Here is a 15,571-nt window from a genome sequence, read left to right as displayed (position 1 = left end):
GCTTGATGACGAACGCCTTCTGCGCGTCCGTGAACTTCGATGCCTTCACACCAAACCTCCTTGCCCAGCCAAGGAAACCTACGGCGGAAAACTCTATCCGCAAATGGTCCAATTCTCAGGTGGCAGAGCAAGGCGATCGACCGGTTATTCGCCCGCTTCGATGCGGCGCTCAAGGATCGGGGCTATCTGGCGATGGGTGGGCAGATCATCGACGCCACGGTCGTGCCAGCACCCAAGCAACGCAATACCGAAGCCGAAAAGGTCGCAATCAAGGAAGCTGCGACGAGGCACGTGACTCGTTACAGGGTGCCCGAAGACTGGAAACCGGCCAAGGTCCGGCAAAAGGATCGCGATGCGCGCTGGTCAATCAAGTACAGCAAGGCCAAGGTCAGGGAGGGCGCCGATCCCAGGGCATCCAAGCCAGTCGATCTCGCCATCCCGATGTTCGGCTACAAGAATCATATCGGCATCGACAAAGCCCACGGGCTGATCCGCACCTGGGATGCCAGCGCCGCCAATGCCCATGAGGGCGCACGGCTTCCGGTTCTGATCAGCAAGGATAACACTGCCTCCGGCGTCTGGGCTGATACCGCCTATAGATCCAAGAAGAACGAGGCATTCCTGGCAGATGGCAAGTTCACCAGCCATATCCACCAGAAGCGAAAACCGAAGCGACCGCTGCCCGAACGGGTAGCCAGGGCCAATACCAGGCGCTCCAAGATCCGCGCTCAGGTCGAGCATGTGTTCGCCGGGCAAAAGCACCGTATGGGTCTCGTCATGCGCACCATCGGCATCGCCCGCGCCACCATCAAGATCGGTATGGCCAACCTTGTCTATAATTTCCAGCGCCTCGCTTGGCTCGAGGGGCGTACTGCGCCTGCTTGATGCAAAAGCCCCCCCAGCGGCAACGGCGACATCGAAATTACCCAAAAAATACGCTGCCACATCCTGCCAACCCGGGATCTGCCGTTCGTGACGCCGTCACCCCATCAAAATCCGAAAGTTTTTCGAGGCGTAAGCGAGGTCTGACGGCCGCCTTGCGCAATTAGGGTCTGACGGGTTGATTGCCACTCTTTAAGCGGGGTGGCCGGTGTCGGATGAGATCGAGGATTCAGCAAGCGGTGCAGCGACTACTCATATGAGTGGTCGTATGAGTAGTCGGATTGAGGTCGTTAGCCGAGTGTCAGGCCGTCGCCGTTGGACGGTGGAACAGAAGCTGGCCGCGCTGCGGGATGCATTTGGTCCAGAAGGTTGCGTGCGCACGGCCTGTGAACGCCATGAGGTCGGCAGCGGCTCGATCTACACATGGCGGCGACAGGCGATGTCCGGCGAGTTGACCGGGGTGCGCAAGCCGATCGAGCCTACATTTGCGCGGGTGCAGATCAGCGAGCAGTTGGCCTTGCCCGCCCCAACGGTTGCGACGCGCAGCAACGGGGTGATCGGGATCGAGCTGCCATCGGGCATCAAAGTGAGTGTGGACGCCACGGTCGATGCCGATGCGCTGTCGCGGGTGATCGGCGTTCTGGCGCAATGATCCCGCTGCCGCCATCGACGCAGATATTCCTGGCCTGCGGCGCGACGGACATGCGCAAGGGCTTCGACGGCCTGGCGCTGATGACGCAGCAGGTTCTGGAGGAGAGCCCGCATTCCGGTGCGCTGTTCGCCTTCCGGGGCAAGCGGGGTGATCTGGTCAAGCTGCTCTGGTATGATGGCCAAGGCATGTGCCTGTTTTCCAAGCGGATGGACCGTGGCCGGTTCGTGTGGCCCTCAACCAAGACGGGGTCGGTGGCGATGACGGCGGCGCAGCTTTCGATGCTATTGGAGGGCATCGACTGGCGGCGCCCGGAGCGTACATTTACCCCATCACTGGCAGGATAAAACGTCGGGATTATGGCGCTTTTTCTGGCCTGAAGACGGCCGATCTGCTATAAGATCGCAGTGTCGGATGCAGGCTTTTCCACCCCTGATAAAGATGCTCGGATCGCTGAGCTTGAAGCCGCATTGGCGGTTGCCCACGCCGATATTTCCGCCCGCGATATTCTGATCGACACGCTGCGCGTGCAGATTGCCCGCCTCAAGCGGATGCAGTTCGGCAAGTCGTCCGAGAAGCTCGATACCCAGATTGCCCAGCTTGAGCTGGCCCTTGAAGAACTCGAAGGCGAGGCCATCGTCGCCGCCGCACGTCGAGGCGATCCGGCAGCCGTCGATCGGCCATCGCCGGTTCGAGCGCTGCCCGCCCATCTGCCGCGCGAGGAGCAGCGGATCGAGCCTGATCAGGGTGACTGCACCTGTCCTGATTGCGGCGGCACGCTGCGGCCGCTGGGGCAAGATAGCGATGAGATGCTCGATGCCGTGCCGGTGCAGTGGCGCGTCATTCGGACCATCCGCCCCAAGTATAGCTGCCGGTCCTGCGAGAAGATCGTGCAGGCACCCGCACCGGTGAAGGCGATAGCGCGGGGCAAGGCGACCTTTGGCACGCAGGCCCATGTCGTGGTCTCCAAGTTCGACCATCATCTTCCGCTTTACCGCCAGGCTGAGATAATGGCCGCGCAGGCATCGAGATCGATCGCTTGACGCTGGCAGGCTGGGTTGGCCAGACATGTGTCCTGCTCGATCCGATCATCAACCGCATCCGCGAGGTCGGACTGACCGCCTCGAAGATCCGCACCGACGATACGCCGGTCCCCATGCTCGATCCGGGCCGTGGCAAGACAGCGACTGGCAGGCTCTGGGCCTATGCGGTCGACGATCGCGGCTGCGGCGCCACCACGCCGCCGCTGGTCTGGTACGAGTTCACCACCGATCGCACCGGTGCGCATCCCCAGCGGCAGCTAGCCAACTTCACCGGCTATCTGCAGGCCGATGGCTATGCCGGATACGACAAGCTCTACGATACCAACCGTGTCACCGAGGTCGCCTGCTGGGCGCATTTCCGTCGCAAGATCTTCGACATCCACGCCACCAAGCCGACCCCGCTCACCACCGATCTGCTGGAACGCATCGGCCAGCTTTACGAGATCGAGGCAGAAGTTCGAGGCCAGCAACACGATATCCGACGACGAAGCCGGCAGGACCGCACCCAGCTATTGATCGACGATCTCCGCCAAGCGCTCGACAATGCCCTGCGCCGTCTCTCGCCCAAATCCGAGATGGCCAAGGCCATTGCCTATGGCCGTAAGCGTTGGGTCACGCTGACACGCTTCCTCGACAATGGCCGCCTGGAGATCGATAATAATATTGCGGAACGCGCCATGCGCTGCGTTGCCCTGGGCAGGAAAAATTGGTTATTCGCCGGATCAAAGGCTGGCGGTGACCGGGCCGCGGCCATCTACTCTGTCATCGAGAGCGCCAAACTCAACGGTCTCGAACCCCAGGCCTATATCGCTGATGTCATCGCCAAGATCGCTGGCGACTGGCCTGCTGCACGCTGGGATGAACTCATGCCCTGGAACTGGCAGCCAGATAATCTGGTAATCGCCGAAGCAGCCTGAACCGCGGTCCTCAGGCCACGCTTACTTCGAGGCGTCCAGCTGGACACCCGCAAAAACCGGGTACTTCGGGGCTGATCAAGGCGACCGCGGGTAATTCCGATGCGCCCCATCGTTTGCAGGCATGTTGTTGGTCCGATCCCGGGTCATTTCGGTCGATTTCACTCGTTTTGCGCGGGCTTCAGGCAGAGTCATCCCATGCTGTGGTTGCGTTCGTGGAAGATCAGCCTGTTGAAGTTATAGGCCAGATTGCAAAGGGTGAGCTTCGCTTCGGCACGGGCCAGGCCGATCGTGCGGATGAACAGCCCGAACCTGTTCTTTTGATGGGCAAAGACGTGTTCGACATGAGCACGGATCGAGGATTTGGCAGCGTTGGCCCTCGCGGTTGCCTTCGGCATGGGCTTGCCCTTGGGTTTGCGCCGGTGAATTCGGGACGTGAGCATCCGATCAGACAACCACTTCTCGTTGCGCTTTGAGCGATAGGCACTGTCGGCCCAGACCTCGGAACTGGTGTTATCCGTGCTGACGACCTGCCGGAGAAGACGCCCGTCGGCGGCCGATGCCGAAGTCACCGCCATCTCCCGGATGAAGCCGAAGCGCCGATCGATGCTGATGTGGGACTTGTAGCCGAAGACCGGCAGGGCGATCATAGGCAATGGCGTGCCATCCGCGCGATGGCGCACCTTGCCACCGATCTTGAGCGTCCAGCGCGCATCGATGTCCTTCTGCGCTGCCTTGTTCGGCTCGTCCGGCCAGATATCCTTTGCGCTTTTGCCCAACTTGATCGCTTCGCGTTCGCCTTCGGTATTCCGCTGCTTGGGCGCAGGCACCAGCGAGGCATCGACAATCTGTCCGGACATCGGGATGTAACCCTTCTTCTGCAGTTGCCAGTCGAAGGCCTTCATGACCCGCTTGAGCGTTCCAGTCTCGGTCAGACGATTGCGAAAATGGCGGATCGTGTTCTCGTCAGGCGTCCGGTCTCCAAGCGACAGTCCAAGGAAGCGCAGCCAACTCAGGCGATCCCGGATCATGAACTCCATCCGCGCGTCCGACAGATTGTGTTGCGCCTGCAGGATCAGCGCCTTGAACATCATCACCGGATCGAACGGTGGCCGCCCACCCTTGGCACCATCCCGTAGCCGAGCCCTTCAACCAGCCAAGCCCGGAAAAACTCGAAGTCCACCGTCTGCTGCAAAATCTCGAGCGGATCGCCCTCCTTGCTCAACGCTTCAAGATGGTCGCTCAAACTGAACAGGGACTTCGGATCCACCACGGCTCTCCATGATCGCTCCAGATCAATGAATCACCATCACCGCCCAAACGCCACAGGTTTTTGCGGGTGTCCAGCTGCGTATCTTGACTGTCGTCAACACCTTCAGTCGGTACTCTCCAGCGGTCGTTCCACGGTTCCGCTTCCGCGTCCCAGATGTGATCGACGTGTTGGAACGAGTCTGCGCCGAGGTCGGCTATCCCGCGTCGATCCGGGTCGATCAGGGCAGCGAGTTTATCTCTCGCGAGCTCGATCTGTGGGCATACATGAAAGGAGTGACGCTTGACTTCTTGCGGCCTGGAAAGCCGACGGACACTGCGTTCATCGAGTCCTTCAACGGCAAGTTCCGGGCGGAATGCTTGAACCAACACTTGTTCATGAGCCTGAAACACGCGGTCCGAAAATGCGAGTCTTGGCGTAGAGACTACAACGATGTACGACCGCACAGCGCGATCGGCAACAAACCGCCGATATCGCTCGTGTTGGCGTCAGCGGCACATGGCCCGCCCTGACGTCAGCACGCTGGAGAATCGCCAGCAGGGCGGTCCAAGATCAGGGTGCAGGTCAGCACGCTGGAAAATCGCCAGCAGGGCGGTCCAAGATCGGGGTGCAGGTCAGCGAGGCGGAAAACTCCAGACCCAAGCGGTCCAAGGTTGGGTAGCAGTGCAGCGAGGCGGAAAACTCCAGACCCAAGCGGTCCAAGGTTGGGTAGCAGTGCAACTGAGGGCAGGACTCTACTCAAATCTGGAGGAAAATGCGGGGCTCAGCCCAATTCGGTAGCGTTGTAGCATTTCCTATAGATCATTGCAGTCCGTTTCTATCTCTCGATGATGCTGGTAACAATGGGCCAATTAGAGACCATACCTCTATACAAACTTGGCGTGCTACGCTCAAGATTCCAAAGACGTATACTGTTCCACCGACCAAAATTGATATTATCAGCTGTGTCAATGCCCCCATATTTAATGGAGGTATAGACCAAACCGCTGCAGCCATAGCTAGGGTGCAGATGAGAGGCACCCCTATCCCAATAAGATAACGCTTGATCGGAAATGTTGTAATTCGCGCGACCGTAATCAATGTTAGCATGAATACGATCGGAATTGGCACCGACAAGCATAGTGCTAATAGCACAAGATCACTTTTGCCAACTAGGGCGATTGAAATTACCGACAGCAGCATTTGCAGTAAAGTGAATATGAGTATCAATTTTGCCCTTCCCATTGCCATAACTATTTGATTAAGGATGCCCAGGCTTGGTATAAATAGTCCAAATGCGGCCAGCACAGCCATAATTGGCGCTGCGCCCTCCCACTTAGGCCCGAACAACACGGCGATGGAAAGTTGCGCCGTTAGTGCGATCCCAATAAACAGCGGCGCGGTCAACGCCATAACCAACCTAGCCACGCGTACGGCAGCGTTGCCAAATCGAATGGGATCTCCGCTCACTTCCGCAAATGTCGGTAGTGCGACAGACGCAATCGGCTGCCATAACGCAATTTGAATGGCTCCAACAACTCTCTTAGCGGCGGCATAGAGACCACCGCTGGACGGTCCGAGAAGAAATGTAACAAGAGCCGTATCAAAGTTTTGAGATATAAACTGTAAACTTTGGTTCACACCAAGTGGAAGTGCAGTTGAAAGGATAGCTCTAGCGCGCAACAACGAGAAGCGGCGTTTTGGTCGCCAAGGTATGGCGCGCCATAACAACCATAAGCCTAGAACACTGGCAATCACTTGGTTGAGTATGAGTGCACTAAGGCCGTACCCCGCCAACGCAACAACAATCCCAACAGCACCCCCTACGGCTGTACTAGTGGAATTGCGCATTGCTAAAGACCGAAAACGAAAATTTCGTCTGGCCCATCCGATATGAGAATAAGATAGTCCGGATATAAGGACTATTATACTTGTTGCTCTAACAACTCGCAACAATTCTGAAAGGCCATAAAATTGCGATAGTGGCCCAGCTAGAATGTTGATGAAACCAAAAGCAATCAACGAAATCGCTACACATAACCAGAACCCGGTATCATAATCTTCGGACGTAGGATTACGTAGGGTAACGAGGCCGGTAGATATAGAATTTAGAACTGTGCTTCGCATCAATAGTACGAAAACTAAGGCAGTTGAAACAATACCGAATAGCGCCGGGGACAGCAGACGCCCTAAAATCACAAAAATTACAAGGGACAGAGCTTGCTGAACAGCATTGTCCAAAAAACTCCAGCCAGCGCCGGAAATTGCCCGATCCTTTAGAGACCGCACCATAGGATCTGACATTTAGCTATCAACTCGATCTATCAGTTTGTTTTTAGAAACAACCTTATCGATGACAGCCACCACGCCGTCAGCAGTATTAGCAATTGAAAAGTGAGAGGATGCAAATACCCTAGCCTGCTGCCCAATCGAACTTCTTAAATTTGCATCACGGATGAGGTCCCGAACTTGCTTTGTGAACAGGTCGGCATTGTCATGAGCAACACCTCCCAGATGATACTTTTCAATGTACCCCCCAGGGTCAAAGCCTAAACTCACGGTCGGCTTCCCCGCCAACCAAGCCTGAATAAAGTTGTTACCAAAACCCTCTGGCTCGCAGGTATGGACCAACATCAATGCAGAACGCAACATGCCGTTTACCTGCGCTACCGACCTTGGTCCTAGATACTTGAAATTTTCCATTTCCTTTTCATCTTCAAGCCAAGAATAAAGTTTTGACATCATGGCACCAACCATCAAGAAATCAACATTCTCGTCCCTCAGTTTTTCTGCCAACTGAAGAAATAATTCAGGTCGTTTTGCCTTCTTTATGTTGGCTACCCATAATATAAAAGGGCGATGCCAAAAGAATTCCTCAGCCACTTCACTTACTGAATTTGGAACGAAGGATTCGAATTCGACCGGCAAACTGCCTAGATAAGACTCATTTAAATAGGTAACTGCTGATACATACTTGAATCCAAGATAATTAAGCCTACTCGTAAGTGCCTGCTTAATTGCCTTCAGGGCATCCTTGTAACTTTGTTTTGGACTGGAAAGATAATTGTACTTTCTCGTATCATCAATATGCGAAACGGCAAATATAATAGGAATTTTCTTATTATTTAGAGTTTTTGCCACACCATAAAAATGGTGCTTATTTAGACGCCAATAGACAACATCTGGATTTTGACCGATTATTGCTTGAGAAATAGCACGTGAATTACTCTGTGTGGGAATCACACTGTATTTCCGGTTATAATTTTTATTGATGTCCCCTGCAGGCGCTACATAGGTGACACTATACCCACGTTCAAAAAGTTCCGACGCAATATTATCGCATTGCATCTCGCTTCCGCCTAGCACGTCGTCGACATGACGATTTACAATAACGACATTCATAATAACGCCCGCCCAATTGACCCAGTTTGATCATAAAGACTTGCTCGACGTCGTTCGACCCATGCATTTATGATAGCGCGAGCAGGTCTCTCGACGAAATAATAGCTTAAGATAGTCGCTAAAAATACTAAAGGGAGTGACATCACTCGCTCTGTTGTACTGTTCGCTAGTTTTCCGAAAGGCTGCTGCCAAAGGTACATCGAATAAGACCATATACCAATTCTTAGAACTAGCGGGTGCTCCAGTACGACTAAAGCAAACTTTGGAGCACGCGGCATTGAAATCAAGCTGATCGCCAATAAAGCTGTTCCAAGACTATATTTTACAGGGTCCGGAACAACGTCCATACTCAATAATACCGCCAAAACTCCACTCGCAAGCGGCAACCACGGCGGAATGATATTAAAGTCAAAATTTCTCGTAGATAAATAAGCTATTGCACCGATAAGAATTGAACCTCCGCGCACGTCCGTACGCCAGTAAACCTCATAGTAACTCATTCCCATAGCAGTCTGTATCGCACCAATAGCTATACTAACGACGGAAAAGAAGATCAGCAATTTGATTATTGGAAGCGGTCGCTTTCGGTGAATAAAAGCAACTACACCGAGCACAATATACATGTGCTCCTCAACGCAAAGTGACCACACGTGCCCAAGCACCGCGGGACGCCCCATCCAAATCTGACTATAATTAAACGCAAAAGACACTGATGTAACATAGCCCGAGATATTCATGTCGCCGATTCCCAGCACCAAGCCTGCCATAAGCATCAAACTCAAAAAAACAAAAAGTGCTGGATAAACTCGTGAGATTCGCCGAGGAAAAAAAGCACTTAAAGGCGTGTTCCGCACAAATAAGATCTCAGCCATCAACCTGCCGCTAAGCACGAAAAACAGTTCGACACCCAGACGTCCAAAATTCAAATGTTTCGACGTAATAAAGTGCGCAAACATCACCGCTAGAATTGCAAAGCCTCGCCATCCGTCAAGGTAGCGTATGCGCTCGATCGCACGTTGCGCGTAAGGTAAGTGGCTCATGCCAATGCTGATTCCATTCTGACTATCGACTATCTGCCTTGACTATGACAGAGCAGTTGCAGCATTGCACCATCAATCATTCTGCCAGCCGCATAATTGGGAAATGGACCGAATGGTTGCACTTAACATCGAGGCCGCCGACGATCCGCGGCGGCCGGCAAGGAACCCCGCGTGAAGGTATACAGCTGGACCGGCGAGCATCCAAATTTCGGAGACGATTTGAACCACTTCCTTTGGCAGTTTGTCATGCCTGAAGTAGTCGCAGATCCCGAAGATGGAGGCTTATTAATTGGCGTGGGGACAGTCCTGTCCAATAAATTGCCTATAGGTAAACCTCGAGTGGTGATGGGAAGCGGAGTCGGTTATTCGGCCGTCCCTCAGGACCTATCTGGGCCCGGCTGGGCAATCTACGCAGTACGTGGCCCCCTTACCGCGAAACTTCTCAATCTCCCCGTTGGCAGAGCGGTTGTTGATCCCGCAGTACTCCTGCCCACGATGCCAAATTGGTCCGGCCACAAGCATGGCGATGCCATTTTAGTTCCTCATTGGATCACAGCTCAAGATAGCGATTGGTCATGGGCTTCCGAAAAATGCGGACTGAAATATGTTGATCCAAGGCAGGATCCTAAAGTCGTCATCAATGCAATTGCTGGCGCTCGGTTGGTGGTGGCCGAATCCATGCATGCTGCGATCATTGCAGATGCCTTTAGGGTACCGTGGATTCCGATAATTGGACTGCATCGCGCAATTTTCAAATGGACAGATTGGACTAGCTCCTTATCAATGGATTATCAGCCGCATAAGATAGGGTTATGGGCGCATATCCAGCACAAGTTGTCTCCAAATCCACAATTTACAGGAAGTGGTGGTTCGGTGGCTGTGCCTTCGGACGTTGCAACTAAACTCAATTTGGCAGCGTCTGCTCGAGGTGTCATCGGGAAAGTGCCCTCAATCATACGTCGGCAATTGATAATTCGCGATTTATCGCGCGTTCAAAATCAACCGTCGCAATTGAGTTCTGACCTGACGCTTCGCGGTCGACAGAAACTATTGCTGGAGCGCATTGCGCAATTGCGCTCTGATTTTGCCGCTGGCCGCATCGGTCGGGCCATCTCCGGAGAAGCCGTATGACGGTTCCTATTTATCTCATAAATCTGGATCGATCAGTTGACCGTCTTCATTTCGTGGCGCAGCGCTTAGAAACCTTGGGGCTCTCTTTCAGTCGCATCGCGGCGGTAGACGGTGCACGCCTGACCGATGAAGAGCGCATTTCGTTTATCTCGCAAAGACCTCGAGACGGAAGGCGAGGTTGGCGGCAAGGGCAAATTGGGTGTTTCTTAAGTCATTTTCACGCATGGCGACAGATTGCTGCAGCTTCTGACACTTATGGGTTGGTGTTAGAAGACGATATTCACTTATCAGATGTGACTCCCGCCGTTCTTAACGATATTTCCTGGATTCCCGCAGACGCTGATATTGTACGTTTAGAAAGTACAGGACAGTGGCTATCGCTAGGCAAACCGGTAGCAACTGCTGCATGTCGCCCAATCCGTGCTTTACGATCCGCCGCGTGGGGCGCTGGCGCTTACTTAATGTCGCGCGAAGCTGCTACTAGCCTTCTCTGTAGTGATCCTGCCCTCCAGACGCCTGCAGACGATTTTCTGTTTAACCGAAACGGTTCTTCGATCGCTCAATCGATGACCACCTATCAAATTGTTCCAGCCATCGCCGTTCAAGATAAGTTTAGCGCAGAAGAAGCTACCGCTGAGGGATTTGGCAGCAACATTGAGACGGATACGATCAACGCGCGGTTGCGGGGTTTCTCAGCATTCCGCCGCCGCGTGACTTCCACTTTGCGCGGCAAAACCCCAGTGGAATTCGCATGAATCCCTCAATGCCGTTTCAAAGAAATGTTCACATTCGGCATGTGGTACGCCAGTACCATCCTGCTGTTGGTGGATTAGAAGAATCTGTTGCCATGTTGGCGCGTAGTCTTAATGAACGCTCAGGCATTACCAGCTCAGTGGTTACGCTCGACCGGCTGTTTGGCGATCACGATACCCTCCTCGCCCCGGTTGATGAACAAGAGGGCGTTCAGATAGTGCGTATTCCGTTCCGCGGTTCCACACGCTACCCGCTTGCCCCACGTGTACTTCGAACACTGGCGGGGGCCGACATCATACATGTGCATGGGATAGATTTCTTTTTTGATTTCCTGGCAGCGACAAAGCCAATGCATCGACGAACTCTAGTGGCGTCTACACATGGAGGGTTCTTTCACACTAAGTTTGCCGGCAGCGCGAAGAAGATTTGGTTCAACACAATCACGCGCGGGTCTTCTTACGCGTATCACCGCATATTCGGTTCTAGTTTACAAGACGCCGAAACCTTTGCACGTATTGCCCCGGCCCGCACCGTCGCGATCGAAAACGGAGTCAATGTTGAAAAATGGCGGAATGCCGCATCTCAAGTCGCGGAACCTGTATTGCTCTTTATTGGACGCTTCTCTGTTAACAAAGACCTTCCGGCTCTCATTAAGCTGATTGCCACCTTGGGACCTCCATGGCAGTTAATTATAGCCGGGCAGGACAGCGATCTTACCGCAAGAGATCTAATGGCGATCGTGGCTCAGCATAATGCTGCAGGATTGGTGACGATCGTTCGCGCACCAGACAATACTTCGCTACGCGAGCTTATAGGGAGAGCCAGTTTTATCGTCTCAGCATCGCGGTATGAAGGTTTTGGGTTAAGCGCCGTCGAAGGCATGTCCGCAGGACTCACTCCGATACTGAGCGCTATTGCACCATTTGAACGATTAGTGAGGCAGTCTGGACGAGGCCGAACTGTGGATTTTAACAACTTTCTACTAACGGCGGACGTGGTGCGTACCGAGTTGATCAAACTTAAAGAGGATACTGCCGGCAATCGCGCCCGTAACATCTCTGCATCAGACGCTTATGGTTGGCCAAAAGTCACTGACAGTTTTATTTCACACTATCGCAGTATTTTGGGATGATATTCCAATAGCGTATTTATTGATCGCGCACCTCGGGCGCGAACTTGTTTGTAGTCTTGCTTATATCAGCTCCATATACTCAAGAATTGGAGCATCCGGCAAACTCGGCGCCGTTCGCTTGAATTGATGGACGCAGGCAATCCGGATGTGGTGCATCGCGAGCGGGATTACCCATCGCGCTGGGCAACGGTGGTACAGATTGCCGAGAAGATCAGCTGGACGCCTCGAAAAACTGTCGGATTTTGATGGAGTGACGGCGGCACGAACGACAGATCCCGGGTTGGCAGGATGTGGCAGCGTATTTTTTGGGTAATTTCGATGTCGCCGTTGCCGCTGGGGGGGGCTTTTGCATCAAGCAGGCGCAGTACGCCCCTCGAGCCAAGCGAGGCGCTGGAAATTATAGACAAGGTTGGCCATACCGATCTTGATGGGTAACCGGCCGGTTGAGGCCGCCTGCCGTGGGCTGAGCTGAGCGCGTAAGAGACGTCGATAAGGACGTACATATAGACGTCCTGAACTGGAGCGAGGCGCGCGATGGAGATATTGGGGCGAGAACGACGGCGTCGTTGGACCGAGGCCGAGAAGCTTGAGATCGTCGCTGCGGTAGGCGTGAACGGCGAGACGCTGTCGCGTGTAGCGCGGCACTACGATGTGTCACGGGCCCAGATTTACAGTTGGCGCCATGCGTTCAAGAAGAAAGGGCAAAGGCCTGCGTTATCCGGCCCTACCTTTTTGCCGGTCGACATCGCGCCATCGATGCTGGCGGCGCCTGACTTTGAGGAGCGAGTGATTTCAGCTTCCATTGTCGAACTGTTCCTGGCGCAGGGACGTCGCCTTCGCTTCGATAGCGGCATCGAGGGCACGACCTTAGTGCGGCTTGTCCGCTCGATCGAAGGGGCATGATCGGACCGGGGACCGGCGTGCGGGTATATCTTTCTTGCGGCGCGACGGACATGCGCAAAGGGATTTCGGGGCTGGCGATGCTGGCCCAGACAATACTGAACCAAAAGGCAGCGAGCGGTGCCGTATTTGCTTTTCGCGGAAGACGCGGCGACCGGGTGAAGCTTCTCTACTGGGATGGCCAAGGGTTTTGCCTGTACTACAAGGTTCTGCAGCAAGGTCGTTTTCCTTGGCCATCTGTCAGCGACGATACGGCGCGGCTGACATCGGCACAGCTTGCGATGCTGTGGGAAGGGATCGACTGGAGGCGTCCGAACTGGGGCGCGCCGCCCGCGCGCGTGGGATGATTTCTTTGCCGCAAAAAGCCCGTTTTTCTGGACTTTTGGACCGTGTCCGGTAAGGAAGATTCATGCTGAACGCGGCGGCAGATCTTCCCGAAGACCCGGCTCTCCTCAGGGCGATGGTCGCCCGGTTGCAGGCGGAGCACGCGCAACTGACAGTGACACTGCGGGCCCATGATCTGATGATCGAGACGCTCCGCCTGCGGATCGCCAGGCTGAAGAAGCAGGCCTTCGGCAAATCCTCCGAGAAGATCGAACGCGAGATCGAGCAGCTTCAGCTCGCTCTTGAAGACCTGCTCGTCACCGCCGCCGAGCGGGCCGTCGTTGCGAACGACAAGGATGATCCAGGCGATGTGTCCGCCGCTGTCGATGGTGGCCCCATTGCCAGGGCCCGTCCGTCTCGGCGTCCGCGCGTATCAGAGGATACGCCGCGCGAACGGCACGAACTAGACCCGGGCACCACCTGCCCGGATTGTGGGGGCAACTTGCGCCTCGTTGGCGAAGACGTAAGCGAGATGCTCGAGATGATCACGGCAAAGCTCAAGGTCATCGAAGTCGCGCGCCCGAAGAAGTCCTGCCGCTGCTGCGAGAAGATGGTTCAGGTGCCGGCCCCGAGCCGCCCCATCCCCGGCAGTATGGTTGGCCCAAGTCTCCTGTCCCATGTACTGGTCTCAAAGTTTGACGACCAGTTGCCACTCTACCGGCAAAACGAGATCTTCGCGCGAATGGGCGCCGACATTCCGCGCAGCACTCTTGCTGACTGGTGTGGCCGCGGCATGCGGATCCTGCTGCCCGTGATCGACGGGATCGAAGCCTCGGTCCTGAGTAGCGAGATCATCCACGCCGACGATACACCCATCCGTGTGCTGACCCCGGAAGGACGCGCCAGCGGCATCGGCAAAGGCGTGATGCAAGGCCGGATCTGGGGGTATGTCTGTGACCAGCGCCCCTGGGCCGGCGCCGCGCCGCCCGGCGTTGCCTATCGCTACGCTTCCAATTGGAAAGCGGAGCATGTCCTGGCTCACCTTGGTAGCGCGGGCGGCATCCTCTAGGCCGACGCGTACAAGGGCTATGCAAAGCTATATGAACCCGATGCCGCCGGAAACCCACGCTTCCGGGAAGCCGCCTGCTTTGCCCATTGGCGACGGGATTTCCATGACATCTGGATATCGCAAAAATCGCCAATCGCGCACGAGGCACTCGAGCGCATCGGATATCTCTACGACATTGAGCGTGAGATTGCCGGGGAGCCCGCCGACCATCGCCGCGCCGTGCGACAAGAGCGGAGCAGACCGAAGCTCGAGGCCTTGGATGCCTGGGCCGAGGCGCAACTCACCCGCATCCCGGGCAAAGGGGATCTGGCCAAGGTCTTCCGTTATGGGCTGAGCCGATGGCCCGCTTTCTGCCTGTTCCTCGAAGACGGGCGGGTCGCCATCGATAACAATGCGGCCGAACGCGCCCTTCGATCCATCGGAATCGGAAGACGGAACTGGCTATTCGCCGGTTCCGAAGCCGGCGCCGTGACCCTGGCCAGCGCCATGACGCTCATCGAAAGCGCCAAGATGAACGACCTCGAGCCACAGGCCTATCTCACCGATCTTTTCCAACGCATTCACGACCACAAGATCAACCGGATTGACGAGTTGCTTCCTTGGAACTGGCGCCCGCTCGCGCCAATAACTAAGACCGCCTGATGGCAACGGTCAGACACGTCTTCATGCTCGATTATGTCGCTGACATGCTTGGCGAGCACCCGGACCTCATAGATGCGATTGTCAGTAATGACGACAACCTGACTTACGGGTCCATCATCAGCGTCGGTTTCGGCCCGGACGACTATCGCACTGCTCTTACCGACGATGGTGTAGCCGAGCTGCGCGATATGATCGCTGCCGCACGGCAATCTCCCGACGAGTGGGATCAATTTCTCGAGGATTTTGTCGATGACCCCGACGTCATAAAAACCGTCAAGGCGCAGACCTCAGGGTAACAATCGGACGCTTACCTTGATGGTGGCGCGGGCGATGCCGATGGTGCGCATGACGAGACCCATACGGTGCTTTTGCCCGGCGAACACATGCTCGACCTGAGCGCGGATCTTGGAGCGCCTGGTATTGGCCCTGGCTACCCGTTCG

General features: G+C 55.2%; 11 protein-coding genes and 6 pseudogenes. 12 read left to right on the top strand and 5 right to left on the bottom strand.

Annotated elements, in window-relative coordinates; all coding sequences use genetic code 11:
* Window positions 1-123 precede the first annotated feature (123 nt).
* The 4 genes and pseudogenes from QMG56_RS22340 to QMG56_RS22325 all read left to right on the top strand — a co-directional run.
* Window positions 124-885, top strand: a pseudogene (locus tag QMG56_RS22340) (transposase); the annotation flags it as partial.
* Between the two features lie 265 nt (window positions 886-1,150).
* Entirely contained in the window at window positions 1,151-1,534 is a 384-nt protein-coding gene (locus tag QMG56_RS22335) for a transposase (RefSeq protein WP_281825032.1), read from the top strand.
* The gene (gene tnpB, locus QMG56_RS22330) at window positions 1,531-1,878 is read left to right on the top strand and encodes an IS66 family insertion sequence element accessory protein TnpB (protein WP_281825031.1); all 348 of its coding nucleotides are present in this window, start codon (window positions 1,531-1,533) and stop codon (window positions 1,876-1,878) included. The genes QMG56_RS22335 and tnpB (QMG56_RS22330) overlap by 4 nt, the downstream gene beginning before the upstream one ends.
* 42 nt (window positions 1,879-1,920) lie before the next feature.
* Window positions 1,921-3,491 (top strand): annotated as a pseudogene (locus QMG56_RS22325) (IS66 family transposase).
* Window positions 3,492-3,679: 188 nt separating this feature from the next.
* Here the strand turns inward: QMG56_RS22325 and QMG56_RS22320 are convergent.
* Window positions 3,680-4,761: pseudogene (locus tag QMG56_RS22320) on the bottom strand (transposase).
* Window positions 4,762-4,814: 53 nt separating this feature from the next.
* Between QMG56_RS22320 and QMG56_RS22315 the strand changes: the two are divergent.
* A pseudogene (locus QMG56_RS22315) lies at window positions 4,815-5,270 on the top strand (integrase core domain-containing protein); the annotation flags it as partial.
* Window positions 5,271-5,559: 289 nt separating this feature from the next.
* Here the strand turns inward: QMG56_RS22315 and QMG56_RS22310 are convergent.
* Genes QMG56_RS22310 through QMG56_RS22300 form a run of 3 tightly spaced genes read right to left on the bottom strand, consistent with a single transcriptional unit; the run spans window position 5,560 to window position 9,179 of the window.
* Entirely contained in the window at window positions 5,560-7,041 is a 1,482-nt protein-coding gene (locus tag QMG56_RS22310; protein WP_281825029.1) for a lipopolysaccharide biosynthesis protein, read from the bottom strand.
* On the bottom strand, window positions 7,042-8,139 hold the full coding sequence (locus QMG56_RS22305) for a glycosyltransferase family 4 protein (RefSeq protein WP_281825027.1): 1,098 nt from the start codon (window positions 8,137-8,139) through the stop codon (window positions 7,042-7,044). It abuts the gene before it with no gap.
* A complete protein-coding gene (locus tag QMG56_RS22300; protein ID WP_281825025.1) occupies window positions 8,136-9,179 on the bottom strand; it encodes an acyltransferase in 1,044 nt (347 codons plus the stop codon). Before QMG56_RS22300 ends, QMG56_RS22305 begins: the two co-directional genes overlap by 4 nt.
* 171 nt (window positions 9,180-9,350) lie before the next feature.
* Here QMG56_RS22300 and QMG56_RS22295 point away from each other — a divergent pair, with 171 nt between their 5' ends.
* The 7 genes and pseudogenes from QMG56_RS22295 (at window position 9,351) to QMG56_RS22265 (ending at window position 15,426) form a co-directional block, all read left to right on the top strand.
* Window positions 9,351-10,310: a polysaccharide pyruvyl transferase family protein gene (locus QMG56_RS22295; protein ID WP_281825023.1), complete on the top strand. Its 960-nt coding sequence runs from the start codon at window positions 9,351-9,353 to the stop codon at window positions 10,308-10,310.
* Window positions 10,307-11,065, top strand: a complete 759-nt coding sequence (locus QMG56_RS22290; protein WP_281825021.1) for a glycosyltransferase family 25 protein — start codon at window positions 10,307-10,309, stop codon at window positions 11,063-11,065. The genes QMG56_RS22295 and QMG56_RS22290 overlap by 4 nt, the downstream gene beginning before the upstream one ends.
* Window positions 11,062-12,195: a glycosyltransferase family 4 protein gene (locus tag QMG56_RS22285; RefSeq protein ID WP_281825019.1), complete on the top strand. Its 1,134-nt coding sequence runs from the start codon at window positions 11,062-11,064 to the stop codon at window positions 12,193-12,195. Before QMG56_RS22290 ends, QMG56_RS22285 begins: the two co-directional genes overlap by 4 nt.
* Window positions 12,196-12,729: 534 nt before the next feature.
* The gene (locus QMG56_RS22280; RefSeq protein WP_281825018.1) at window positions 12,730-13,098 is read left to right on the top strand and encodes a transposase; all 369 of its coding nucleotides are present in this window, start codon (window positions 12,730-12,732) and stop codon (window positions 13,096-13,098) included.
* Window positions 13,095-13,442, top strand: coding sequence for an IS66 family insertion sequence element accessory protein TnpB (gene tnpB / locus QMG56_RS22275; RefSeq protein ID WP_281825016.1), 348 nt, complete (start codon window positions 13,095-13,097; stop codon window positions 13,440-13,442). Before QMG56_RS22280 ends, tnpB (QMG56_RS22275) begins: the two co-directional genes overlap by 4 nt.
* A gap of 62 nt (window positions 13,443-13,504) precedes the next feature.
* Window positions 13,505-15,130 (top strand): annotated as a pseudogene (locus tag QMG56_RS22270) (IS66 family transposase).
* Complete coding sequence (locus QMG56_RS22265; protein ID WP_281825014.1) at window positions 15,130-15,426, top strand: hypothetical protein; 297 nt, start codon at window positions 15,130-15,132, stop codon at window positions 15,424-15,426. Before QMG56_RS22270 ends, QMG56_RS22265 begins: the two are co-directional and overlap by 1 nt.
* On the opposite strand, the pseudogene QMG56_RS22260 reads toward QMG56_RS22265, so the two are convergent.
* Window positions 15,418-15,571, bottom strand: a pseudogene (locus tag QMG56_RS22260) (IS5/IS1182 family transposase); the annotation flags it as partial. The gene QMG56_RS22265 and the pseudogene QMG56_RS22260 sit on opposite strands and share 9 nt — an antisense overlap.

Source organism: Sphingobium sp. BS19 (assembly GCF_027925545.1).
Classification (GTDB): Bacteria; Pseudomonadota; Alphaproteobacteria; order Sphingomonadales; family Sphingomonadaceae; genus Sphingobium.
The sequence above is the reverse complement of the archived record's forward strand: the minus strand, read 5'-3'. Positions and strand labels throughout refer to the sequence as shown.

Bases quoted from the DNA above. Each gene is read 5' to 3' on its own strand.
- QMG56_RS22335 (WP_281825032.1), top strand. From the start codon at position 1,151: ATGAGTAGTCGGATTGAGGTCGTTAGCCGAGTGTCAGGCCGTCGCCGT.
- tnpB (WP_281825031.1), top strand. From the start codon at position 1,531: ATGATCCCGCTGCCGCCATCGACGCAGATATTCCTGGCCTGCGGCGCG.
- QMG56_RS22310 (WP_281825029.1), bottom strand. From the start codon at position 7,041: ATGTCAGATCCTATGGTGCGGTCTCTAAAGGATCGGGCAATTTCCGGC.
- QMG56_RS22305 (WP_281825027.1), bottom strand. From the start codon at position 8,139: ATGAATGTCGTTATTGTAAATCGTCATGTCGACGACGTGCTAGGCGGA.
- QMG56_RS22300 (WP_281825025.1), bottom strand. From the start codon at position 9,179: ATGAGCCACTTACCTTACGCGCAACGTGCGATCGAGCGCATACGCTAC.
- QMG56_RS22290 (WP_281825021.1), top strand. From the start codon at position 10,307: ATGACGGTTCCTATTTATCTCATAAATCTGGATCGATCAGTTGACCGT.
- QMG56_RS22285 (WP_281825019.1), top strand. From the start codon at position 11,062: ATGAATCCCTCAATGCCGTTTCAAAGAAATGTTCACATTCGGCATGTG.
- QMG56_RS22280 (WP_281825018.1), top strand. From the start codon at position 12,730: ATGGAGATATTGGGGCGAGAACGACGGCGTCGTTGGACCGAGGCCGAG.
- tnpB (WP_281825016.1), top strand. From the start codon at position 13,095: ATGATCGGACCGGGGACCGGCGTGCGGGTATATCTTTCTTGCGGCGCG.
- QMG56_RS22265 (WP_281825014.1), top strand. From the start codon at position 15,130: ATGGCAACGGTCAGACACGTCTTCATGCTCGATTATGTCGCTGACATG.